Source organism: Flavobacterium sp. KY-23415 (genome assembly GCF_055384985.1).
On the sequence record NZ_AP044001.1, the window covers coordinates 4,592,188 to 4,616,461 of the forward strand.

Below are 24,274 nucleotides of genomic sequence, written 5' to 3' on the forward strand. Positions count from 1 at the left end.
TTTTTTATTTATTTAATACCGCCACATTCTATCTTTATTCAATCTTGCTTGTTCTTCAAGCTCTTCAACAGGAATTACTTTCAAAAAAGAAGGATGTTGCTCAATTGCATATTCAATTTTTTCAACAACACTATCCACTGTATCCTTTTCATAATCAATTTCTAATGGTGGTTTTATTACAAAAGATTGCAGAATCCCTTTCTTTTTAATACGCAATCCTTTTCTATCAAATGAACGTCTAAAACCATCAATCACAATAGGAATCACAATAGGTTTATGCTGAAGAATAATATGCGCTGTACCTTTTCGCACTGGTTTAAAAGAACGAGTGGTTCCTTGAGGAAACGTTACCACCCAACCATCGTCTAAAGCAATTTTAATATTTTCAGTATCATTAGGATTAACGTCGCGCTTCACATCTTTCCCTTCCGCTCTCCATGTGCGCTCCACTGTAATGGCTCCAGCATAAGCTAAAATTTTTGGCAATAATCCAGACTGCATTGTTTCCTTTGCTGCCACATAATACATATTCATTTTGGGTTTCCACAAATAACCAACATTTTTAATGTTATTTTCCCTTCCTTTTAATGAGGCATTAAAAACGTGAAACATTGAAACAACATCAGCAAAATACGTTTGATGATTCGATATAAACAAGACATTAGTATCTGGTAAAGATCTAATAATTTCAGATCCTTCAATATGCAATTGATTAAAACCTCTATATCGCTTGTGAGTAAAAGTACCTGCAATACGAATTAACCATTTTTTTAAGAACAATATATGCCCGAAAGGATTTCTTTTTAATAATCCCATAGTTTTTGTATGTTTAAAAATAGAAATTGGGTTGCAAAAATAACAAAACCAACCATTTTTATGTTAAAAATATAAAAAAAAACAAGTTTTCAAACTCAAAATCGAATGCTATTTTTAACAGCTTCTTTTAACTCACTCATCATCATTGCAGTAGCACCCCAAACCACATATTTTTCAACCATAAAGGCAGGCACTTCAATATCTACTGCATAGGAAGTTGTCATTTTTACTTTTGTAATTGTCCTTTCATCTAAAAATAAAGATAATGGAAACTCTAAAACGCTTTTAACCTCATCGAAATCAGGAACAAACTGCAACTCCTCATGTGAAACGCCCATAAAAGGAGAGACCAAAAAATTACTCGGGGGAATATAAACTTTACTAAAAGGTTTAATAATTTGAATCTTTTCTGGAGAAATGCCAACTTCTTCATGTGTTTCTCTTAAAGCAGTAGCTGCTAAATCTTTATCCTCTATTTCTACTTTGCCTCCCGGAAACCCAATCTGAGAAGAATGAACCCCCGGATAACTATTCCTTACAATTAAAGCCAAATGTGTTTGCTTTCCTTTTGGATAGAACAACATTAAAACAGCAGCCTCTCTCGGCTCTTTTTCAAGATAGTCCATTTCCTTTAAAAAAGAAATTCTTTCCAAAGGAGCCATTTTTGCATGCGCTTCTGTCGCTAACAACTTTTCTTTTTCTATTTTTGGAACATATTTTATAAAATCTTGAAATAACATCTTAATTAGGATTTTGACATATAAAGTTACTTCAATTTTTTTAACCTAAGTTAATTTTTTTAAATAATGTATAGCAAAGAAGACGCAAAAAGAATAAAAAGAGAATTTTGGATACAATTTGCAGAAGAATACCCTAGAAAATGGATTTTATATAACACAAAAATAAAAGATTTCGCATTCAAATTCTATATAGACAACAAAAAAGCACAAGTTCTTCTCGAAATTGAACCCAAAGAAGACGAAAAAAGAACTATATATTATGAAAAAATTGAATCTTTAAAAACCATACTCTTTGAAGATTACATAAATGACGCTATATTTGAAAGAGATTTTTATTTAGAATCTGGAAAAGTTGTTAGTCGAATTTGGGTTGAACTCAACGGGATAAGTATCAACAACAAAAGTACTTGGAATAGTGTTTTTGATTTTTTCTATGAGAAAATGGATGCTTTTGAACGCTTTTTCTATGAGCATGAAGAATATATCAATGATCTTGAAACAAATACATAAAACAATTGTTTTGTTAGCTACAAAACACAATTTTTCAGTATTTGAATTTAGTTTTGAATGCTTTTTTAAATAATATAATTTATAAAAGACAAAAAATTATAACACAAAAAAGTAAAACAGTAATTTTTAAAAGTAAAACAATGCTAATAACCTCAATTAAAGAAAATTTTACAGAAATTCTACAATTGTTAGATCAGATCAACGATGTAGAGTTTACAGATAGCCACTTAGAATTGAGCAATGCAACTATTGGTGAACATACACGCCATATAATTGAGCTCTATGAAGTTTTAATTCATTCTTATGATTTTAGCACTGTAAACTATGATAAAAGAAATAGAAATTTGATTCTTCAAACTTCTATTAGTGAGGCAAAAAAAGCAATAGAAAATATCCTTACTGTGATTAGCAAACCGAATAAAGATCTAGTATTAGAGCAAGGAACAACTGCAGTTTTTTTCACTGTTAAAACTAATTATTTTAGAGAATTGTTATACAATTTAGAACACAGCATCCACCATCAAGCGCTCATGAAAGTAGCGTTATTGAAAAACCCTAAGATTAATATTTCTCCAAATTTTGGTGTTGCAAAATCTACCATAGAATATAGAAAACAATGTGTACAGTAACCTACGTTCCTTTAAAAGAAGGTTTTTGTCTTACCTCAAATCGAGATGAAAAGATTACTCGGGAAAAAGCCATTCCGCCAAAAGAATATAATATTAATAATAAGAAAGTGATATTTCCAAAAGACCCAAAAGCAGGTGGAACTTGGTTTTCTTTTGATGAGAAAAATATTATTATATTATTAAACGGTGCCAAAGAAAAACACCTTTCAAAAAAAAGTTATAGAAAAAGTAGAGGACTAATCGTTCTAGATTTAATTAGCAGTAATAGTATTTTGGACGCTTGGGAAACCATAAATTTAGACAATATTGAACCTTTTACAATCGTATTTTCGAATAGTAAAGAACTATACCAACTACAGTGGAATGAAAAAGAAAAATCTACCATTTCATTAAATCCTAAAGAGTACCACATTTGGTCTTCATCAACACTCTACTCTAGAGAAATAAGAGCAGAAAGAGAACTATGGTTTCGTGATTTTATTCATAAAAACAAAAAGTCAATAAATGCAGAATTACTCTTAGAATTTCATCAATTTACAGAAACAAACAATAAAGATTATGGATTGCAAATAAACCGCAATAACCTATTAAAAACAATAAGCATAACACAATGTGTGCAGTTTCAAAATGAACTCAAATCAAAATATATTGATTTAATGTAAATGAAAAAAACAAATTTATTACTTCATAAAATTAAACATTGGGAATATTGGCCCTATCAAATTGTTTATCTACCTGTCTATTTTCAATATTTATATTATGCCATAAAAGCAAAGTCTTTCTTCTTCTTTAATGCTTCAAACCCGACTATAAAAAACGGCGGTTTTTTTATGGAATCTAAAAAAGAAATATACGATTTAATTCCTGAAGAATACTACCCAAAAACACTTTTGTTCCAAGAAAAAACAAGTTTAAAAGAAGTAAAAGAACGCATCAAAACACATCAATTAGAATATCCTTTAATAGCCAAACCAGATATTGGATTGAGGGGAACAGCTGTAAAAAAAATCAATACAGAAGAAGAATTAATTAATTATATATCAAGAGCCAATTTTAATTTTTTAATTCAAGAATTAATTCCTTTTGAAAACGAAATTGGTTTGTTTTATGTGAAACTACCAAACCAAGAAAAAGGCACAATTACTGGAATTGTACAAAAAGAATTCATGATTATAAAAGGAAATGGCAAAAACACAATTAAAGAACATCTAGAAAAAGACCCTCGATACCTTTTTCAGATTGAGACACTAGAAAAAGAATACAAAGAGAAATTAAATACCATTCTAACTGAAAACGAATCTATAAACCTTGTCCCATATGGAAATCATTGTAGAGGAACAAAATTCATAGATGCAAGTCATAGAATAACTCCAAAACTAATCGATACTTTTAATTCTATTTGTAGCAAAATTGATGGATTTCATTTTGGAAGAATGGATATTATGTTCAGTAGTTATAAAGAACTTGAAGAAGGTAGAAATTTTCAAATAGTAGAGCTTAATGGAGCCATTAGCGAACCAACCCACATGTATGACCCAAAACATTCTCTATTATATGGTTGGAAAGAATTAACCCGCCATTTTAAATATATGTATCAAATTAGTATCAATAATAAAAAAAATGGTTGCCAATATTTGACATTTAAAGAAGGAATAAAAGAATTTAAAAAGCATCAAGAATATTATGAAACTATTTTAAAGTTTTAAACAAATACAGTATAAGATTGCAATTTAGTCTGTTCTAAATATTTTTTTGTAGATTTATTACTTTTTCCACTACATAAAACCATACAAATGAATCTTAAACTAGAAACAAAACGATTGCTCCTTAGACCCATAGTAATAAATGATGCAGAAGCTATGTTTGCCATGGACAGCAACCCAAATGTACATAAATACCTGTGGCAAAAGCCTTCAACAACAATTGAAGAAACTATAAAAACCATTGAATACGTACAAAAACAATACAAAGAAAACAATATTGGTAGATTTGCAACAATTCTAAAAGAAACAGGTGAATTTATTGGCTGGACAGGGATTAAATTTGTAAATGAACACGAAGAAAACGGTAATACAAACTTCTTTGATTATGGGTATCGTTTGAACGAAAAATTTTGGGGAAAAGGCTATGCAACAGAAGCTTCAATAGCTTGGTTAGATTATGGCTTTAATGAAATGAATATACCCAAAATGAATGCCTATACCCATGCTAAAAATGGAGCATCAAATCACATACTACAAAAAATAGGACTACAATTTATGGAAGACTATCTAGATAAAGATGGAGTTTTTTGGAAATGGTGGCAAATGAACAATCCAAACACTAGAATATGAATTTAATTTTAGAAACAGAACGTCTATTACTTCGCCCAATAGATTTAAATGACGCAGAAGATATGTTTCAACTTGACAACAATCCCAATGTTCATAAATATTTAGGAAACAAACCCGTTAAAACAATTGAAGAAAGCATTGCCTATATTAAAAACATTCAGCAACAATATTTAGAAAATAATATCGGTAGATTTGCTGTTATTTTGAAGAAAAACAATACTTTTCTAGGTTGGTGTGGATTAAAATTCATTACAGAAGAAGAAAACAATCACAATAATTTCTATGAAATAGGGTATCGTTTCAAAGAAGAGTTTTGGGGACAAGGTTTTGCCTACGAATCAGCAACCGAATGGCTTAAATATGCTTTTAATACCTTGAAAGTTCCAGTACTCTACGCATCGGCTCATATTGATAACAAAGGCTCTCGAAAAGTTTTAGAAAAAATAGGACTACAAATACAAAATGAATACCTATGGAATAATGAAATTCCATGTGTTTGGTATAAATTAAATAATAAATAAAAAACAACCTCAATCTAAACGAATAAATTGAGGTTGCAAAAAAATAATCAAATTATAAAAAAACATTATGTCTAAATTTATTTGACCAAAAGTTTCATCACTTTATAGTCATGATTAGGGCTCACAACCTTACAGAAATACAATCCTGTACTTAATTTCCCTCTACCAATTTGTATTTCATTTCTACCATTTACAGCATCAAAATTAATCTCTTCAACAATTTTACCAAGCTGGTTATAAACATATAGCGTTACCGTTTCTTCTTGTAGTGTAATAAAATGAAGTGAAGATTCAGTTACCATAGGATTAGGTTGAATGCTTATTCTATCTAAATCCGAAGTGTTAAATGTTTCTATATATTCTTTCGAAAAACGAATATCTTCCAATGTCATTTCCTTCGTTACCATCGTTCCATTTTCAGATTTCATTGTAAAAACAATCGTTTTAATATCATTTAGTACTAATTCAGAACCGTCTGTAGTTGTGAACACAGAAAAAGGAATAGCATAATCTTTAAGAGAGTTGGTTAAAACAATAGACGTTTTATATTGCTCTTCCCAATCATTGATACTTTGCTTCACAAATCTAATTTCCAAAATCCCTGTTCCTTTCGCTTTCAATTTAAAACTTTGATAATCTGACAAATCCACAGCCTTAAACCTAGGTGTTAATGCTCTATAAACGGCCACATAATCTGTAATATTTGCACTCAGAACTACGTTTCTTTCTACTGGAAATTCATCAATATCAAAAAGAGTAGCGTTAGGTAAAACTGCATAATTAGTAACCGATGTGTTTGTTCCTGAATCATCTACTCCCCAAGGACCGTCAGACATGAACAAATCATCTGGAGTTGCAATCCCATCACCAATTCTAAAACCAACGTCAAAAAGAGCACCTGTCGCTAATTGTAAATTAGTGATATAATTCCCAGCAAGATTTATTTGAGATGTTAAAGAAGTATTTCCACTTGTCTCAGTCACTCTCAGTCCTGCATCAAAAGTAACATCTTGAGTACGATTGGTATTAACAACTTGTAAATCTAAATTTCCATTATTATATTTTCCTTTTCTAACATAGACTGTTGGAGGCAAAGAATTATTAAAACTTGAAATCGGTTTTTGAACATTCACTAAGTGCAAAACTTCGGTACCAAGTCGATACAAGTCGTCTAACGAGTTAGTCCAAATTTGAAAATTATAGAACGTTACATTATCTTCATAGGAAGATAAGTTCCAATGACTTTCAATTGCAAAATTAGTATCGCTATTAATCACTTTTGCAGAAAAACTCAATACAAATTCCATAGAGCCATCTGTATTTTTAATTATCGATTTAATAAATGTTTGACCATCAATTTCGATAGTTGAAACCGATAATAATTGTGCGCCTAATAATCGATCACAAATATATTTTGTATGCTCATAGACACCATCTTCCGTTTTTAGTGCTAAAATAGAAGCAATTGACTTATTATTTTTAATATAATCTACAGAATATACTTGAGTTGCATTTGTAATATTCAATAAATCCAAAGGTGTCGACTCTATTGCTTCGTCTTCAAGTAAAGTTCCAACAGGAATAAAATCTGCTAATTGAAAACTATTGGTGCTCTTAGTGCCATAATTAGCACTTCTAATCACCTTTCTTGCTTTCTCACTATTAAATTTATAGCTATTTTTTGCGCGGTTAAAATTTCGTTTATTTATCTGCTGAGCTAATCTGTTATTACTTTCCAAACCACCTTCGTTTCCTCCAGAAACTGGAGGTTGAATTACAGGGCAAGAACCATAACCAGAACAAGAAGGATCATCGCAATCTACTAATCCATCACCATCATCATCAATTCCATTTGAGCAATCTTCTTGTGGTACTGGTGCCGTTGGACAGCGAGCTCCATCATTACTTGAACTTGATGGACCAAAAGCAAAAAGATTGGATGCAATTGCATTATTACCATCTAAATTTTGAACATTGTTAATAATATAAATAGTTCCCGTTTGGTTTGCAGACACATAGAAATTCCCTGCTGCATCAAAATAAACTGCCCCATAGGTATAGCTTAAACCATTAAGTATAGGCACAACACCCAACGATGTTACATTTCCATTGGATGAGTCAATTCTATATAAAATATTAGAGCCTTGTTCAACAGTATATAAATACCCATCGGTTGCATTAAAAGCCCAATCATGGACAGAAATACTTTGTGATAAACTTTCTGTTGAAATATAGGTTCCAAAATTTGGAGATTCAGGATCTAAATCTATTTTATAATATGTGGCTCCACCTGCTTTAAGATAATAAATACCATTTGCATTAATATCTCCAACATATTTATTTCCAGTTGTCAACTCAGGTATGTAATAAGTCGTTGTAGCAAAATCTTGTCCAATTCGAACTATTGTTTTGTCTGGTGAACTTAAATATCCCCAAATATAACCATCCGCCGGATTGTATGCTGCTGCATTAATATTACCAGGCGTTACATCGGTAGCCACCAAATATGAGTTTCCTGAAGCTAAGTCTATAGAATACACATCATTAAATTGAAACAAATAGGCACTATAATCACAATAAAAAGGATTATTCTGTGCATAAACATTAAAGTTAATCAGCAATAAAGTACTCATTAACCAAATTTCTTTAATATAAGTAGTATTTTTTTTCATGCTATTGATATTTAAAATGTTATATAAAGTTAAGATTTTTATACCCTTAATTATTTTATCTTCGGCTAACACAATTTGATTGTCGTTAAAAAACGTCTTTCCTTCGACGAACTATTTTTAAGGCCTAATAATTATTGGTTTATAATCAATAGCAGTACTTTAAAGATACAAAAAAAACTATTCTAAAAAAATTCAAGAACTAATAAGCAAGGTTTCAAATATAACAAAAGAGTCATTTTACTATAGGAAAAAAAGACAAACGTTAAAAAAAACCAAAATTAAAATTGGTTTATATAGCTAAAAACTAATTCTTACTATATTTAGCACTTTTAACAACCAAACCGAAACTTTCTATGAGAATTTACACACTCTTGATTGTATTTTACATCACATTAATAAGTAATGCCCAAGATTACTTTCCTAAAAATGATGGCGTAAAACAATCTTTTAAAAACTATGTTGCAGTAACCAATGCAACAATTTATGTTACATCAACACAAAAAATAGACAAAGCAACCCTACTATTAAAAGAAGGAAAAGTTATAGATGTTGGAGCAAATATTTCTGTTCCTAAAAATGCAACAATAATTGATGCCACTGGAAAAACAATTTACCCTTCATTTATTGATCTTTATAGCCAATTTGGAATAGACAAACCTCAACCAACCGTTACAAGAGGTTTTGCTAGAGAATATGACACCAGTAGAGAAGGATATTACTGGAATGACCATATTAAGCCAGAATACAATGCCTATGAAAACTTAAAATATGATTCAAAAACTGCCGATTTACTTAGAAAGATTGGTTTCGGAACAGTTGTTAGTCATCTTAATGATGGTGTAATTGCTGGTACTGGTTTACTTTGGACTTTGAATGATGATGATAACAATGCAAAACGCATTCTAAACACAAAAGTATCACAACATTTTACATTCAATAGAAGTAAATTTTCAAATCAAAACTACCCTTCTTCGCTAATGGGAAGCATGGCATTAATTCGCCAAGTATATCATGATGCAAAATGGTATGCTGCTGGAAACTCAAAAACAAAAGACCTGTCTTTAGAAAGCTTTAATGCTAATAAAAACTTATTACAAATTTTTGATGCAGGCGATATTCTAAATAAATTAAGAGCAAACAAAATTGGTAAAGAATTTAACGTTAACTATATAATTAAAGGAGATGGTGATGAATTTGTAAAAATTGACGAAATAAAAAAAACAGGAGCAACCTATATTATTCCTTTAAATTTTCCAGAAGCCTATGATGTTTCCGATCCTTATTTAGCGCAACAAGTTAGTTTAAGCGATATGAAATTTTGGAATCAGGCTCCTTTCAATTTAAAAATAGTAGCAGAAAACAATATTAATTTTGTACTTACAGCTTCAGACAATAAAGACACCAAAGACTTTTTAGCCAATTTAAGAAAAGCTGTTCTTTATGGACTTCCGAAAGAAAAAGCATTAGCAGCATTAACAGAGATTCCAGCAAAATTATTAAATCAGTCGAATGTTATTGGTTCCTTAAACAAAGGAGCACTAGCCAATTTTATAATCGTTTCTGGTGATCTTTTCGATGAGAAAAGTACTATACACGAAAACTGGATTCAAGGAAATAGAAATATCATAGACAAAATGGATATTGAAGATATTCGTGGCAACTATGATTTAACTTTCAACAATGAAACATTCGAATTAAAACTTACTGGCGAATTAGACAAACTTGAAGCAAAAATTGCTAAAGACAGTATTAATTATGGAACAAAAATTACCTATAATGAACCTTGGGTTTCATTAGTAATTAAAACCAACGACACTATAAATACAACTTATTACAGGCTAACAGGTACAAAAAATCAAAATAGTCTTAAAGGAAAAGCTGTATTAGAAAATGGAAATGAAACTGTTTGGTCTGCAATTAAAAAAGAAGACAAAAAAGAAGACAAAAAAGAAGACAAAAAAGAAGAACCTAAAATTCCTGAAATGGTTCCTGTAACTTTTCCTAATATCGCCTATGGCAATAGTGAAAAGCCAAAACAAGAACGTCTTCTTTTCAAAAACGCAACGGTTTGGACTGGAGAAAAAGAAGGTAATCTTCTGGAAACTGATGTATTAATAGAAAATGGGAAAATCACTCAAATTGGTAAAAACATCTCAAATGCAAATGCCAGAATAATTGATGCGACAGGAAAACACTTAACTGCTGGCATAATCGATGAGCATTCCCATATTGCTATTTCGAAAGGAGTAAATGAAGGAGGGCAAAACTCTTCAGCAGAAGTAACTATAGAAGATGTAGTCAATTCTGACGATATTAATATTTACAGAAATCTTTCTGGTGGAGTAACCTCTGCCAATCTATTACATGGCTCTGCAAACCCAATTGGAGGGCGAGCAGCATTCATCAAACTGAAATGGGGCTACACACCCGATGAAATGCTAGTTAAAGACGCACCAAAATATATCAAATTTGCATTAGGTGAAAATGTAAAACAATCCAACTGGGGAAGCGGACGTTTTCCACAAACAAGAATGGGTGTTGAGCAAGTATATGAAGATTATTTTTCTCGTGCATTAGAATACAAACAAGAATGGGAAAACTTTAATAAAAGTAAAGCCAAAAATAAAATAGCACCTCGTTTTGATATTGAAATGGAAGTTCTAGTCCAAATTTTAGATAAAAAACGCTTCATTACTTGCCATTCCTATGTGCAATCTGAAATCAACATGCTAATGAAATTAGTAGAACGCTACAACTTCAAAATTCAAACTTTTACACACATTTTAGAAGGATATAAAGTAGCAGATAAAATGGCAGCTCATGGTGTTGGTGGATCAACATTCGCAGATTGGTGGGGCTATAAATATGAAGTTAAAGACGCAATCCCTTATAATGCTGCCCTAATGAATGGTCAAGGAGTCGTAGTTTCAATCAACTCAGACGATGCAGAAATGTCTAGACGTCTAAATCAAGAAGCAGCAAAAGCAGTAAAATATGGTAATGTTTCCGAAGAAACAGCTTGGAACTTTGTAACTCTTAACCCTGCTAAGTTATTACAAGTAGATGATAAAATTGGAAGCATTAAGGTAGGTAAAGATGCAGATGTGGTACTTTGGACAGATAATCCGTTATCTATCTATGCCAAAGCAGAAAAAACAATTGTTGATGGAATTATTTTCTATGACTTAGAAAACGAAGCCGCTACTTTAGCCAGTATTCAAAAACAACGTAGTGCGTTGACAAATGATTTATTAGAAGCTAAAAATAAAGGTTTAAAAACACAAGCTCCAAAGAAAAAGGAAATTGGTCACTACCATTGTGATACTGTGGGAGAAAATTGTAAAATTGCCCACTCAAAGTATCAATAATTTTAAATGTAGAAAAAAATGAAAAAATATATAGTCACATTATTAATTAGTTGTCTTACATTTAGTCAACAAACACCCGCTTCAAAACAAAAAGAAAGTATATTAATTACTGGAGGTAAAGCACACATTGGTAATGGAAAAATAATAGAAAACAGTCTCATTTCCATCATAGACGGAAAAATTGCAACCATTGCAGATGCAACTGTAACTAAAGTTAGTAAACATGATATTACCATAGATGCCACTGGAAAAGAAATTTATCCTGGAATTATTGCCCCTAATGCTACTTTAGGACTAGTAGAGATTGACGCAGTAAAAGCTTCAGATGATGAAAATGAAATGGGACAAATGAATCCACATATAAGAAGTATTATTGCCTATAATACAGAATCAGGACTGGTTGAAGCCGCAAGACCAAGTGGTGTTCTTTTAGCTCAAATTGCCCCAAGAGGAGGTAGAATTTCAGGTACTTCATCGGTTGTGCAACTTGATGCTTGGAATTGGGAAGATGCGGTAATTAAAGAAAATGATGGAATTCATCTTAACTGGCCAAGAAGTTATTCTCGTTCTGGGTGGTGGGCAGAACCAGGAGGAATTGAACCGAATAAAAAATATGATGATCAAATTAAAGAAATTCAAGATTTTATTAATGATGCTAATGCCTACATAAACACTAACTCTACAAAAAGAGACATTCCTTATGAAGCAATGAAAGGTTTAACTACTGGAGAAAAACAACTTTTTGTGCATGTTGATGGAGAAAAAGAAATTGTAGATGCAATACTTTTTAAAAAGAAAAATAATATTCAAAAAATGACACTCGTTGGTGGTTATTATGCCTATAAAAACATCAGCCTTTTAAAGGATAATAATGTTGCTGTATTATTAAGAAGAGTTCATGATTTACCTTTATTAGAAGATGAAGATGTAAATTTACCATTTAAAAATGCGAAACTGCTTTCAGATGCTGGAATTCTTGTGGGGCTTCAAAATGCAGGAGACATGGAACGTATGCAAATTAGAAACCTCCCTTTTTATGCAGGAACTTGTGCTGCTTGGGGAATGAACAAAGAAGAAGCCTTAAAGCTAATTACTGCAAATACCGCAAAAATATTAGGTATAGATGCAAATTATGGTACATTAGAATCGGGAAAAAGTGCTACCTTGTTTATTTCTGAAGGTGATGCTTTAGACATGAGAACAAATAAAATAACAGTTGCTTTTATTGACGGACGTAAAATTAGTTTAGAAAGTCATCAATCAGAATTATATGATCGCTATTCTGAAAAATTTAATGCAGAAAAATAGGTTTAATTAAACTATTATCCAATATCAAATCCCATAAAACTATGATTAGCTTTTATGGGATTTTTTTTAAACATTATACCATTTCATTTAAATAAATAACTTTGTAGATTTGTCACCCAATTCAAAATTCATGAAACAAATAGCTTCAATACAAAATCCATTTATTAAATCACTTGTTCAACTACAAGAAAAAGCCAAAGCCAGAAAACAAACTGGAACTTTTTTAATTGAAGGCAAACGTGAAATTGAATTGGCAATTAAAGGAGGTTATGAAATAACTACTCTCCTATTCTACCCTGATTTAGTTTCAGAATTAGAATTGCATAACTATACTAAAACAAATACAGAAATAATAGAAATTTCAAAAGAGGTTTTTCAGAAACTAGCCTATAGAGATACTACAGAAGGTGTTTTGGCTATTGCTAAAACAAAATCTTTACAATTATCTGACTTAAATTTATCTAAAAATCCATTAATTCTTGTTGCAGAAGCTCCTGAAAAACCTGGAAACGTTGGAGCATTACTACGAACGGCAGACGCTGCAAATATAGATGCTGTAATTATAGCTAATCCTAAAAGCGACATGTATAATCCCAATATTGTTCGCTCTAGTGTAGGCTGCTTATTTACCAGACAAATTGCTACAGCTACTTCAGAAGAAGCAGTTTCTTTTCTGCAAGAAAACAATATTGCAATTTATTCAGCAACGCTTCAAGACTCAACTTCATATCACACACAAAACTACACTACTCCAACCGCAATCGTCGTTGGAACTGAAGCTACAGGATTGACTGAAATTTGGAGAAAAGAAAGTTCAAAAAATATCATCATACCCATGCAAGGTGTAATAGATTCTATGAATGTTTCAGTAGCAGCTGCAATTTTATTATTTGAAGCTAAAAGACAAAGAGGTTTCTAGTAACATTTATCGCCCAAATTTACTGTAATAAAAAACACCTGCAACCAAAAGCTACAAGTGTTCTATTAAAAAAAAGAATATCAAATTCTTTATAAGCCTATTGTACTAAATTAAAATAATACCACTGACTTTCTCCATCACAACTCGGATTGGAAGTATCACTATATACAAATCTGTAATTAAAATGTTTATAGGGAACATTTGGCAGTGAAGGCGAAAAAGTGGGGTCTTGCATTGAAATTTGACCTTCATTGGTTGTCATCATTGGAATATTTTGAACAGGGTGCGAACCAATTGGCAAAGGTTCAATTTGCATATACAAACTATTCGTAGCAGTAAAAACAACATTAGCATTCCATCTAAAAATAACACTGTAATCATAAACAGGAGATTCTGAAACCTTATGGGTTGTGCTAAAATTAATATCAAAACAAGGCATAGGCACTATTAGGTTTTCAACAATAGATTCAAGCTTATTGAACTCATCAGAGTTATTATTCAAAACATAATTTTTGAAACCTTCAAAAGTTTCATTTGTAACTTCATTTCCTATTTCATTATCTGAAGAACAAGACAATAGTAATAGAAAAAATAATACTGTAATTTTTTTCATGGTAAATTTAAAATTTGGGCGGTGCAAAAGTAGTTGTTTTTTTTATAATTCCATCCTAAGAGAAAGCACTTGCACAATCCATATCTTTGTTATAACTTTATGTTGTAAAGAAAAAATATGACAGAACTTGAATTAGAAGCAGAAAACAAAGCAATTGCACAAGAATACAAAGAATTACTTCGTATTAGCTATCAAACTCTTACAACTGAAGATAAAAAACTAATTCGTAAAGCATTTGATGTTGCTGTAGATGCCCACAAAGAGCAAAGGAGAAAATCTGGAGAAGCCTATATCTTCCACCCTATTGCTGTGGCTAAAATTGTAGCATCAGAAATTGGTCTTGGTGCTACTTCCATTGCTGCCGCATTAATGCATGACGTTGTAGAAGACACCGATATTACAGTTGAAGACATTACCAAAATGTTCAACCCTAAAATTGGTCAAATCGTAGAAGGATTAACTAAAATATCAAAAGTTAAAACAGAACAAGATGTTTCCATGCAAGCGGAAAATTTTCGCAAAATGCTATTAACATTAAATGATGATGTTAGGGTAATTCTCATTAAGATTGCTGATCGATTGCACAATATGCAAACCATGGGAAGCATGGCAGAATACAAACAAGCCAAAATTGCATCAGAAACATTATACATCTACGCCCCACTAGCACATCGCTTAGGGCTCTATAATATCAAAACTCAATTAGAAGACTTAGGCTTAAAATATACAGAACCAGAAGTTTTTAATGAGATTGTAAGTAAGATAAAAGAAACCAAACAAGAGCAAGACGAATACATCAAATCTATATCTGGTGTTATATCTGCTTCTTTAGACAATGAAGGAGTAGAATACAGTATAAAAGGGAGACCAAAATCTATCTATTCTATACGTAGGAAAATGAAAGCTCAAGGTGTAACATTTGATGAAGTATATGATAAATTTGCATTAAGAATCATTTATAAATCAGAACCTAACAATGAGAAATTCTTAGCTTGGAAAATATATTCTGTAGTGACCGACCATTATCGTCCTAGTCCTAGTCGTCTTAGAGATTGGATTTCCTCACCAAAATCTACTGGCTACGAAGCATTACACATTACCGTTATGGGACCAAAAGGAAGATGGGTCGAAATACAAGTACGTAGCGAACGAATGGACGAAATTGCAGAGAAAGGATATGCTGCACACTACAAATATAAAAATGGAGCAACAGAAGAACACGGATTAGAAATTTGGTTAAACCAATTAAAAGAAGCTCTAGAAAATCAAGCAGCAAATGCAGTAGATTTTGTTGAAGATTTTAAATTAAACTTATATTCAAAAGAAATTTATATTTTCACTCCAAAAGGCGACATTAAGTCTTTACCTAAAGGAGCAACAACATTAGATTTTGCCTATAGCATTCATACCGATATTGGTTCAAAAACAAGAGGCACAAGAGTTAATGGAAAACTAGTGCCTTTAAATCACATATTAAACAGTGGTGATCAAGTAGAAATTATAACTTCTCCCAACCAAAAACCTACTGTTCAATGGCTTGATTATGTAACAACTTCAAGAGCAAAAAACAAAATTAAAAACTCATTAAATGAGAATACTAAAAAGATTGCTGAAGACGGAAAAGAAATCCTAAGCCGAAAACTGCGTCATTTAAAAATTACTTTAAACGAAACAACAACAAACGAACTTGTCAACTTTTTCAAATTACAAACTAGTTTAGATTTGTTTTATCGCGTCGGAATTGGTGCCATAGAAAATCAAAAACTAAAAGATTATGCGGCACAAAAAAGCAATACATTAGTCAACTTTCTTAAAAAGCCATTTAATCGTATTCCGAACGTAAAGCCAGAGCAAATACAAAAAAATGAAATTAGTAAAAAATATGATTTATTAGTTTTTGGAATAGAACAAGACAAATTAGACTACAAACTCTCCACTTGTTGTAATCCCATACCAGGAGATGAAGTTTTTGGTTTCATAACCATTAACGAAGGAATAAAAGTACACCGCAAAGACTGTCCAAATGCAATTAGTCTTCAGTCTAACTATGCCTATCGAATTATTCCTGCAAAATGGATTGATTCAAGTCAAGAAGAATTTAAAGCCATATTAAACATTACTGGTATGGATAGTATTGGGCTAACAAACGACCTTACTAAGGTTATTTCAAACCAAATGCATGTGAATATTCAAAACATCTCATTAAGTGGCGATGCAGGTATTTTTAAAGGAAAAATAACAGTTATTGTTCCAAACAATACCATTTTAAAACGCTTGATAGATAATATTAAAAAAGTTGACGGAATAGACAAAGTAACTCGTGTTTATCAAAATTAAAACACATTCAAAACCAATAGTATTTGCAAAGTATAAATGTTATTAATAGCTAATTGTTAAAAAAAACTACTAAGTTATAACCGCTATGCTTTAAGTTTACTTATCTTTGCAATTATTCAGTTAACCCATATGGAAGACAATAAAAATCAAGAAATTGTAAAAAACGTATTTACTAAATACCTTGAAGAAAAAGCACATCGCAAAACTCCAGAGCGTTATGCTATTCTTCAAGAAATTTATAATTCAAAAGAACATTTTGATATCGAATCTTTGTATATCAAAATGAAAAACAAAAATTATCGTGTAAGTAGAGCAACGCTGTATAACACCATAGAAATATTATTAGAATGCGGATTAGTTCGTCGTCATCAATTTGGGCAAAATCAAGCACATTATGAAAAATCCTATTTTGACAAACAACACGACCATATCATATTAACAGATAGCGATGAAGTAATTGAATTTTGCGATCCTCGCATTCAACAAATAAAAAAAACCATGGAAGAACTATTTGATATAGACATCCACACTCATTCGCTATATTTCTATGGCACAAAAAAAGAAAAATAACACACATACTATTATTAATAATATAAACTAACTACTAAAAATGACTGTAGATTTATTACTAGGACTTCAATGGGGAGACGAAGGTAAAGGAAAAATCGTAGATGTATTAACTTCAAAATATGATATAATTGCTCGTTTCCAAGGAGGTCCAAATGCAGGACATACGCTAGAATTTGATGGAATAAAACACGTACTAAGAACAATTCCATCTGGTATATTCCATAAAAATGCAATTAACATTATCGGTAACGGAGTAGTTATTGATCCAGTTGTTTTTCAAAAAGAATTAGAAGGATTAGAAAAATTTAAGATGGATGTTACATCTAAATTACTTATTTCTAGAAAAGCACATCTTATTTTACCAACACATAGACTTTTAGATGCCGCTTCAGAAGCTTCTAAAGGAAAAGCTAAAATTGGTTCTACACTAAAAGGAATTGGTCCAACCTATATGGACAAAACAGGTAGAAACGGAATTAGAGTTGGTGATATTGAATTAGAAGATTTCAAATTACGTTACAGAGCATTAGCGGATAAGCACGAAGCAATGATTGCTTTTTATGATGTTGATTTACAGTATGACCTAAAAGAAATGGAAGAAGAATTCTTCAACTCTATTGAAGGGCTAAAAAAATTAACATTTATTGACAGTGAAGAATACTTAAATAAAGCGCTAAAAGAAGGAAAAACAATTTTGGCTGAAGGTGCACAAGGATCTTTACTAGATGTCGATTTCGGGACTTACCCATTTGTTACTTCTTCAACTACAACAGCAGCTGGAGCTTGCACGGGGTTAGGAATTGCTCCTAACAAAGTAAAAGATGTCTACGGAATTTTCAAAGCCTATACTACTCGTGTTGGTAGCGGACCATTCCCTACAGAACTTTTCAACGAGGAAGGCCAAACAATGGCAAAAGTTGGAAACGAATTTGGAGCTGTAACGGGTCGCCCAAGAAGATGCGGATGGTTAGATCTTGTTGCTTTAAAATATGCTGTTCAAGTTAACGGTGTTACACAATTATATATGATGAAGGGAGATGTACTTTCTGGATTTGAAACTTTAGATATTTGTACTGCTTACAAATATAAGGGTAAAGAAATTCAACATTTACCTTACAATATTGAACCTGAAAATATTGAACCAATTTTTACAACTTTAAAAGGTTGGAAAGCCGATTTAACAGGAATGACAACTTATGATGAATTACCAGTTGAACTTAAAGAATATATAGAATTTATTGAAAAAGAAGTTCAAGTTCCAATTAAAGTTATTTCTGTTGGACCAGATAGAAAACAAACTATTACAAAATAAATCATTAAACGCTTTCAAATAGAAAGCGTTTTTTATTATAAAAAAATCTTAATTGAGAAGTCTTATTCTACTTTTTACTTATTTTTGACACAAAATAAATTCAGTTGAAAAAAATAGCACATTATATACTTTGCTCTTTACTGTTTGGAACACTAACAAACGCACAAGAAAAAGAAAAAAAGAACATTTCAATAGAAAAAGAGCAATCCAATAAAATCATTATTGAACATTCTGATTTTATTGACATGAACCAGTATGAAATTCCTGGAGCAACAGTTTTTACAGGGAATGTAAGAGTATTACATAAAGGAACAAAAATTAATTGCAACAAAGCCTATTATTTCACCGATGAAAACTATGTAAAAGCCTTTGGTAACGTACAAATTAATCAAGGAGATTCCATTACTATGAATAGCCGATATGCTGAATATGATGGCGTAGATGAATTTGCCTTTGCAACAGGAGACGTTTATCTTCGTTCTCCAGAATCTACCCTAACTACAGATACTATCTTCTTCGATAAGAAAAGTCAAATTGCCTATTACAACAGTCACGGCACAATAGTCAATAAAGAAAATACTTTAAAAAGTAATTCTGGAAAATATTTTTTAAACTCAAAAAAATACCAATTCACTTCTGCTGTTACTGTAACCAATCCAAAAAGCACAATTACAACAAATCATTTAGATTATTATGAAAATTCTGGTCATGCTTATGTTTTTGGACCTTCCACAATAACTAGCAATGACAATGTAATTTATACAGAAAACGGATTCTACGACACCAAGAATGACGTTGGAAAACTCAAAAAGAATAGCAAAATAAGCTATAATAACAAAATTATTGAAGGAGATGATTTATTCTACGATCAAAAGAAAAATTTCTCTAGAGGCGTCAATAATGTAAAAATCACCGACACCATAAACAATATGGTTGCAAAAGGACATTATGCTGAAATGTATCGCAACACCAAAACAAGAAAAGATTCTATTATCTTAACCAAAAGAGCTGTAGTAATCACAAAAGTAGAAAACGATTCACTGTACATGCATGGCAAAAAAATTCTTGTTACTGGCCCACCAGAAAATAGAATTGTCAAAGCTTTCAATAATGTTCGTTTTTTCAAAACAGACATGAGCGGAAAATGCGACTCTATCCACTCAAGCAACAAAACTGGAATAACACAGTTAATTGGAAACCCTGTTCTTTGGAACAACGATAACCAAATGACAGGAGATGTAATGCACTTAATAGGTAATAATAAAACAGAAAAACTAGACTCGTTAAAAGTCTTAAACAATGCATTTATTGTTCAAAAAGACACATTAAGTAAAAACGGTTACAATCAAATTAAAGGACAATATCTTTTTGGCAAATTTAAAGACAATAAGCTAAGCGAAGTGGATATTGTAAAAAATGCAGAAGTCATCTACTACATGTATAATGACAACAATGAACTTGTGGGGATTGATAAAAAAGTATGCAGTAGTATGAATTTTGAATTTGAAGACAATCAAATAATTACTCAAACTGCCTATAACGAAGTTGAGGCAAGTACCTATCCCGATTCTGAATTCCCTGAAAATGCACGAAAATTAAAAGGTTTTATTTGGAGAGGTGATGAACGAATCAAATCTAAGGATGATATTTTTCCAGAAGAAGAAAACATTCTACATGAAAAAATCCTGTTAGAAAGTAAAAAGAAAGCCACAGAAGAAGACTCACCCATGGAAACTCTAAAAGAGACTTTAGATTATGACAAAAAAAATCCTAAACCAAAAGAGAAAAAGAAAATCTAAAGCTTAACCCATTTTCATTTATCATAAACAATACAAATCAGCAATTAAAAATGATTGAAGATTTTTTCAAATACCAAGCACAAACTTCACCACACCCTTTAGCAATGGAAATTTCTCATGCAGAAGGAAATTACATCTATGACACAAATGGCAAAGCCTATTTAGATTTTGTTGCTGGAGTTTCTGCCAATACTTTAGGGCATCAACCCAAAAGAGTAAATGATGCCATAAAAGCACAATTAGACAAATATTCCCATGTAATGGTCTATGGTGAATATGCTCAAAAACCTTCGGTAGAATTTTGCAAATTGCTTGCTTCTCACCTACCCGAAAAACTAAATAAAACATACTTAGTAAACTCTGGCACAGAGGCAATAGAAGGAGCTTTAAAACTTGCACGACGTGTTACTGGGAGAAGTCAATTAATTTCTTGTCACAATGCCTATCATGGGAACACCATGGGAAGCATGAGTGTTATGGGATTTGAAGAACGCAAACAAATCTTTAGGCCCTTAATTCCAGATGTAGATTTCATTACTTTTAACAAAGAATCCGATTTAGAAAAAATAACCACTAGAACAGCTGGAATATTATTAGAAACTATTCAAGGAGGTGCTGGATTCATTCAACCAGAAAACGATTTTTTGCTAAAGGTTCGCAAACGTTGTGATGAAGTTGGTGCAATAATGATACTAGATGAAATTCAACCTGGTTTCGGAAGAACTGGAAAACTATTTGGTTTTCAAAACTATGATGTCGTACCCGATGTTGTTGTAATGGGCAAAGGAATGGCTAGTGGAATGCCAGTGGGTGCATTTTCAGCAGCAGCAGAAAAAATGGACTTATTGAGTCATGATCCAAAGTTAGGACACATTACAACCTTTGGAGGACATCCAGTAATTGCAGCGGCAGCACTAGCTACTCTTCAAGAAATCACAGAAACCCAATTAATGCAACAAACGTTAGAAAAGGAAGAAGTTTTCAGATCTTTATTACAACATCCACTAATTACAGAAATTAGAGGCAAAGGATTAATGCTAGCAGCTATGACAGAAAGTCCTGAAATAACTAATCAAGTAATTTTAGAATGTCATAAAAGAGGACTAATTCTTTTTTGGTTATTGTTTGAAGGCAAAGCAATACGCATAACACCACCTTTAACTATTTCAAAAGAAGAAATTAAAAAAGGTTGTGGCATCATTCTTGACGTATTAAATTCAATAAAGAATTAAATTTCAAAAAATTAGGTGAAAATCAATAAATTTTCTTACCTTAACTATAAGAAAGACGGACAACTGTTAATTAAATTGTTTAAAACAATTCATACAGAAAAGAGATTGTTCAAATAAAATACCTAATTTTAAAAAGGACAAAACCATAAAATTATTGCTATGAGATTGAGTCACGATGAAGAAGAAAACAACTTATCCCTATCTAAATTCGAATCAATGTTAAAAACTAATAAAGTTTTTTTCTTCGATTCAGAAGAATTTGAAGACATTATACTTCATTATATGGATACAGGTCGAATGAGTTTAGCTAAAAAAGCACTAAAGCTTGGTTTAGAACAACATCCTAAATCCACAGGTTTACGACTTGTTCAAGTAGAAATGCTAATCTATGAAGATAAATTAGATATTGCACAAAAACTCTTGACAGAGTTATTTGCTATTGAACCCACAAATGAAGAAATTCATATTCAACAAGCTAATATATATTCAAAGAGAGATCAACATGATAAAGCTATTGAATCATTAACTATTGCACTTGAACACACAGACGATTTAGTAGATGTTTACTCTATGATTGGCATGGAATATTTATTCATGGATAATCTTGAAAAAGCAAAAGAATTTTTCATTAAATGCCTCGATGAAGACACAATGGATTATTCTGCACTTTACAACGTTATCTACTGTTTTGATTTTCTAGACCAAAATCATGAAGCCATCACCTATTTAGAAAGTTTTATAGACAACAACCCTTATAGTGAAGTAGCTTGGCACCAACTTGGAAGACAGTTTTATGCACTTAAAAATTATGAAAAAGCTGTTTGGGCATTTGATTATGCTACAATAATAGACGAAAACTTTCTAGGAGCCTATTTAGAAAAAGCGAAAGGACTAGAAAAACTAAAAAAATATGAAGAGGCCATAGAATGCTATACTATTACTATGGAATTAGATGATCCAACATCTTTTGCTTTGCTTAGAGTTGGTAAATGTCATGAAAAACTTGGAAAAAAAGATTTAGCACTTAAATTCTATTTAAGAACAGTGCATGAAGACCCATTATTGGACAAAGCTTGGATTGCAATTACCGATTTTTATATTCGTCAAAAAAATTTTCAAAAAGCAATCTATTATGTCAATAAAGCAATAGAAATAGATGCAGACAATAGCCTTTATTGGAAAAGATATGCTGCCATTAACCATGGAATGCAATTCTATGAAGAAGCAGAATTAGGATATCGTAAAGCTTTCGAAACAGGAGATATTAATTTAGACACCTTTATTTTATGGACAAACATGCTCCATGAACTAGGAGAATATGAAAGTGCAATAGAAATTCTTCTGCAAGCAACTGAGATTTTTCCAGAAGAATACGAAATTGAATATCGCTTAGCTGGATTATATTATTTAACGTCGGATACTCAAAAAGGAAATTTTCACCTAAATAATGGATTACGATTAAACTTCAAAAACCACACAATGATTGAAGAAAACTTTCCATACATGTGGAGAAAAAAAAGTGTTCAAAACATCATCGAAAAATATAGAAATTAATAAAATAGTTTCAATAAATTTGTCAATCAGAATTTAAAAAACATATTCTGATTGACAAATATTTTAAAAAACATGAGAAAAATTTTCCCTGATTATTTATTAATTACTTTAAAAGGAATTGCAATGGGAGCAGCCGATGTTGTTCCTGGAGTTTCTGGAGGTACAATTGCATTTATTTCTGGAATATATCAAGAATTGATTGACAGCATTAATAACATCAACTTTTCTGTAATTAAAGATTTTCGCAAAAAAGGGATTAAACAAACTTGGAAAACAATAAATGGTAATTTTTTATTTTCATTACTCTTAGGAATAGGTTTAAGCATATTAACGTTCTCAAAAATTATCACTCATCTTCTAGAAACACAACCTATACTTGTTTGGTCTTTCTTTTTTGGGCTAGTTTTAGCGAGTATTGCTTTTATTTGGAAAGAAATTAATAAATGGACGATTAAAACCTATATTGCTTTAATAATAGGAATAGTAATTTCTTATTATATAACTATTGCCAAACCAACAGAATCACCTGAAAGTTTACCTTATTTATTTTTATCTGGTTTTATTGCAATAATAGCTATGATTCTACCAGGCGTATCGGGTGCTTTCATTCTTCTTCTCATGGGCTCATATCAAACAGTAATTGGCACAATAAATCAATTTAGAGAAGGACTGACTTCGTTAAATTTTGAAATAATAGGACAAGCGATGCTAAAACTTATGACATTCGCTTTAGGTGCAATAATTGGATTAAAATTATTTTCAAAAATACTGATTTGGATGTTTGCCAACCATAAAAACGCAACTTTAGCAATTTTAATTGGCTTCATGGTTGGTTCACTAAATAAAATTTGGCCATGGAAAGAAGTTCTTGAAACAAGGATAAACAGTCATGGAGAAACCGTGCCTTTTCTAGAAAAAAGCATCTTGCCACAAAATTTTAATGGAAATCCTCAAATTTTAACTGCAATTATTATGTTAATATTAGGATTTGTATTAATTTTCGGTTTAGAAAAAATAGCCAATCGCTTAGGCAAAAAATAA

Annotated in this window: 20 protein-coding genes; 16 read left to right on the forward strand and 4 right to left on the reverse strand. The window is 31.3% G+C overall.

Translation table 11 applies throughout. The annotated features are described in order from the left end of the window. Window positions 1–12 precede the first annotated feature (12 nt). Together ACZ49Z_RS20185 and ACZ49Z_RS20190 are read right to left on the reverse strand one after the other, a co-directional pair. The gene (locus ACZ49Z_RS20185; RefSeq protein WP_464306091.1) at window positions 13–816 is read right to left on the reverse strand and encodes a lysophospholipid acyltransferase family protein; all 804 of its coding nucleotides are present in this window, start codon (window positions 814–816) and stop codon (window positions 13–15) included. Window positions 817–911: 95 nt separating this feature from the next. After that, window positions 912–1,556 carry an NUDIX hydrolase gene (locus tag ACZ49Z_RS20190; RefSeq protein ID WP_464306092.1) on the reverse strand — a complete coding sequence of 215 codons (645 nt, stop codon included), beginning with the start codon at window positions 1,554–1,556 and terminating at the stop codon, window positions 912–914. A 66-nt stretch (window positions 1,557–1,622) separates the two neighbouring features. Between ACZ49Z_RS20190 and ACZ49Z_RS20195 the strand changes: the two genes are divergently transcribed. From ACZ49Z_RS20195 to ACZ49Z_RS20220, 6 genes are all read left to right on the forward strand, one after another. Continuing rightward, window positions 1,623–2,066, forward strand: coding sequence for a DUF4268 domain-containing protein (locus tag ACZ49Z_RS20195; RefSeq protein ID WP_464306093.1), 444 nt, complete (start codon window positions 1,623–1,625; stop codon window positions 2,064–2,066). A gap of 140 nt (window positions 2,067–2,206) precedes the next feature. Beyond that, complete coding sequence (locus tag ACZ49Z_RS20200) at window positions 2,207–2,695, forward strand: DinB family protein (protein ID WP_464306094.1); 489 nt, start codon at window positions 2,207–2,209, stop codon at window positions 2,693–2,695. After that, window positions 2,683–3,357: an NRDE family protein gene (locus ACZ49Z_RS20205; RefSeq protein WP_464306095.1), complete on the forward strand. Its 675-nt coding sequence runs from the start codon at window positions 2,683–2,685 to the stop codon at window positions 3,355–3,357. The genes ACZ49Z_RS20200 and ACZ49Z_RS20205 overlap by 13 nt, the downstream gene beginning before the upstream one ends. Then, entirely contained in the window at window positions 3,358–4,401 is a 1,044-nt protein-coding gene (locus ACZ49Z_RS20210; RefSeq protein WP_464306096.1) for a D-alanine--D-alanine ligase, read from the forward strand. Between the two features lie 87 nt (window positions 4,402–4,488). Further along, window positions 4,489–5,028 carry a GNAT family N-acetyltransferase gene (locus ACZ49Z_RS20215; protein ID WP_464306097.1) on the forward strand — a complete coding sequence of 180 codons (540 nt, stop codon included), beginning with the start codon at window positions 4,489–4,491 and terminating at the stop codon, window positions 5,026–5,028. Beyond that, on the forward strand, window positions 5,025–5,549 hold the full coding sequence (locus tag ACZ49Z_RS20220) for a GNAT family N-acetyltransferase (RefSeq protein WP_464306098.1): 525 nt from the start codon (window positions 5,025–5,027) through the stop codon (window positions 5,547–5,549). Before ACZ49Z_RS20215 ends, ACZ49Z_RS20220 begins: the two co-directional genes overlap by 4 nt. Window positions 5,550–5,626: 77 nt before the next feature. On the opposite strand, the gene ACZ49Z_RS20225 is transcribed toward ACZ49Z_RS20220, so the two are convergent. After that, window positions 5,627–8,221 carry a DUF6923 family protein gene (locus tag ACZ49Z_RS20225; protein WP_464306099.1) on the reverse strand — a complete coding sequence of 865 codons (2,595 nt, stop codon included), beginning with the start codon at window positions 8,219–8,221 and terminating at the stop codon, window positions 5,627–5,629. A 353-nt stretch (window positions 8,222–8,574) separates the two neighbouring features. Here ACZ49Z_RS20225 and ACZ49Z_RS20230 point away from each other — a divergent pair, with 353 nt between their 5' ends. From ACZ49Z_RS20230 to ACZ49Z_RS20240, 3 genes are all read left to right on the forward strand, one after another. Further along, window positions 8,575–11,589 carry an amidohydrolase family protein gene (locus tag ACZ49Z_RS20230; protein WP_464306100.1) on the forward strand — a complete coding sequence of 1,005 codons (3,015 nt, stop codon included), beginning with the start codon at window positions 8,575–8,577 and terminating at the stop codon, window positions 11,587–11,589. Window positions 11,590–11,607: 18 nt separating this feature from the next. Further along, window positions 11,608–12,897: an amidohydrolase family protein gene (locus ACZ49Z_RS20235; protein WP_464306101.1), complete on the forward strand. Its 1,290-nt coding sequence runs from the start codon at window positions 11,608–11,610 to the stop codon at window positions 12,895–12,897. Window positions 12,898–13,027: 130 nt separating this feature from the next. Next, entirely contained in the window at window positions 13,028–13,816 is a 789-nt protein-coding gene (locus ACZ49Z_RS20240; RefSeq protein WP_464306102.1) for a TrmH family RNA methyltransferase, read from the forward strand. A gap of 97 nt (window positions 13,817–13,913) precedes the next feature. Here ACZ49Z_RS20240 and ACZ49Z_RS20245 read toward each other — a convergent pair whose 3' ends face one another. Continuing rightward, window positions 13,914–14,429 (reverse strand): hypothetical protein, encoded by a 516-nt coding sequence (locus ACZ49Z_RS20245; protein ID WP_464306103.1) that lies wholly within the window; start codon window positions 14,427–14,429, stop codon window positions 13,914–13,916. A gap of 117 nt (window positions 14,430–14,546) precedes the next feature. Here ACZ49Z_RS20245 and ACZ49Z_RS20250 point away from each other — a divergent pair, with 117 nt between their 5' ends. From ACZ49Z_RS20250 to ACZ49Z_RS20280, 7 genes are all read left to right on the forward strand, one after another. Beyond that, a complete protein-coding gene (locus ACZ49Z_RS20250; protein WP_464306104.1) occupies window positions 14,547–16,766 on the forward strand; it encodes a RelA/SpoT family protein in 2,220 nt (739 codons plus the stop codon). Window positions 16,767–16,895: 129 nt separating this feature from the next. Next, window positions 16,896–17,336, forward strand: coding sequence for a Fur family transcriptional regulator (locus ACZ49Z_RS20255; protein WP_464306105.1), 441 nt, complete (start codon window positions 16,896–16,898; stop codon window positions 17,334–17,336). A 40-nt stretch (window positions 17,337–17,376) separates the two neighbouring features. After that, complete coding sequence (locus ACZ49Z_RS20260; RefSeq protein ID WP_464306106.1) at window positions 17,377–18,648, forward strand: adenylosuccinate synthase; 1,272 nt, start codon at window positions 17,377–17,379, stop codon at window positions 18,646–18,648. 104 nt (window positions 18,649–18,752) lie between these two features. Further along, window positions 18,753–20,447, forward strand: coding sequence for an OstA-like protein (locus ACZ49Z_RS20265; RefSeq protein ID WP_464306107.1), 1,695 nt, complete (start codon window positions 18,753–18,755; stop codon window positions 20,445–20,447). A gap of 50 nt (window positions 20,448–20,497) precedes the next feature. Next, window positions 20,498–21,679 (forward strand): aspartate aminotransferase family protein, encoded by a 1,182-nt coding sequence (locus ACZ49Z_RS20270; RefSeq protein WP_464306108.1) that lies wholly within the window; start codon window positions 20,498–20,500, stop codon window positions 21,677–21,679. A 159-nt stretch (window positions 21,680–21,838) separates the two neighbouring features. Continuing rightward, on the forward strand, window positions 21,839–23,233 hold the full coding sequence (locus ACZ49Z_RS20275; RefSeq protein WP_464306109.1) for a tetratricopeptide repeat protein: 1,395 nt from the start codon (window positions 21,839–21,841) through the stop codon (window positions 23,231–23,233). Between the two features lie 72 nt (window positions 23,234–23,305). Beyond that, window positions 23,306–24,274 (forward strand): DUF368 domain-containing protein, encoded by a 969-nt coding sequence (locus ACZ49Z_RS20280; RefSeq protein WP_464306110.1) that lies wholly within the window; start codon window positions 23,306–23,308, stop codon window positions 24,272–24,274.

Excerpts from the sequence above, each read along its gene's own strand:
- ACZ49Z_RS20185 (WP_464306091.1), bottom strand. The coding sequence starts at position 816 with ATGGGATTATTAAAAAGAAATCCTTTCGGGCATATATTGTTCTTAAAA.
- ACZ49Z_RS20190 (WP_464306092.1), bottom strand. The coding sequence starts at position 1,556 with ATGTTATTTCAAGATTTTATAAAATATGTTCCAAAAATAGAAAAAGAA.
- ACZ49Z_RS20195 (WP_464306093.1), top strand. The coding sequence starts at position 1,623 with ATGTATAGCAAAGAAGACGCAAAAAGAATAAAAAGAGAATTTTGGATA.
- ACZ49Z_RS20200 (WP_464306094.1), top strand. The coding sequence starts at position 2,207 with ATGCTAATAACCTCAATTAAAGAAAATTTTACAGAAATTCTACAATTG.
- ACZ49Z_RS20205 (WP_464306095.1), top strand. The coding sequence starts at position 2,683 with ATGTGTACAGTAACCTACGTTCCTTTAAAAGAAGGTTTTTGTCTTACC.
- ACZ49Z_RS20210 (WP_464306096.1), top strand. The coding sequence starts at position 3,358 with ATGAAAAAAACAAATTTATTACTTCATAAAATTAAACATTGGGAATAT.
- ACZ49Z_RS20215 (WP_464306097.1), top strand. The coding sequence starts at position 4,489 with ATGAATCTTAAACTAGAAACAAAACGATTGCTCCTTAGACCCATAGTA.
- ACZ49Z_RS20220 (WP_464306098.1), top strand. The coding sequence starts at position 5,025 with ATGAATTTAATTTTAGAAACAGAACGTCTATTACTTCGCCCAATAGAT.
- ACZ49Z_RS20225 (WP_464306099.1), bottom strand. The coding sequence starts at position 8,221 with ATGAAAAAAAATACTACTTATATTAAAGAAATTTGGTTAATGAGTACT.
- ACZ49Z_RS20230 (WP_464306100.1), top strand. The coding sequence starts at position 8,575 with ATGAGAATTTACACACTCTTGATTGTATTTTACATCACATTAATAAGT.
- ACZ49Z_RS20235 (WP_464306101.1), top strand. The coding sequence starts at position 11,608 with ATGAAAAAATATATAGTCACATTATTAATTAGTTGTCTTACATTTAGT.
- ACZ49Z_RS20240 (WP_464306102.1), top strand. The coding sequence starts at position 13,028 with ATGAAACAAATAGCTTCAATACAAAATCCATTTATTAAATCACTTGTT.
- ACZ49Z_RS20245 (WP_464306103.1), bottom strand. The coding sequence starts at position 14,429 with ATGAAAAAAATTACAGTATTATTTTTTCTATTACTATTGTCTTGTTCT.
- ACZ49Z_RS20250 (WP_464306104.1), top strand. The coding sequence starts at position 14,547 with ATGACAGAACTTGAATTAGAAGCAGAAAACAAAGCAATTGCACAAGAA.
- ACZ49Z_RS20255 (WP_464306105.1), top strand. The coding sequence starts at position 16,896 with ATGGAAGACAATAAAAATCAAGAAATTGTAAAAAACGTATTTACTAAA.
- ACZ49Z_RS20260 (WP_464306106.1), top strand. The coding sequence starts at position 17,377 with ATGACTGTAGATTTATTACTAGGACTTCAATGGGGAGACGAAGGTAAA.
- ACZ49Z_RS20270 (WP_464306108.1), top strand. The coding sequence starts at position 20,498 with ATGATTGAAGATTTTTTCAAATACCAAGCACAAACTTCACCACACCCT.
- ACZ49Z_RS20275 (WP_464306109.1), top strand. The coding sequence starts at position 21,839 with ATGAGATTGAGTCACGATGAAGAAGAAAACAACTTATCCCTATCTAAA.
- ACZ49Z_RS20280 (WP_464306110.1), top strand. The coding sequence starts at position 23,306 with ATGAGAAAAATTTTCCCTGATTATTTATTAATTACTTTAAAAGGAATT.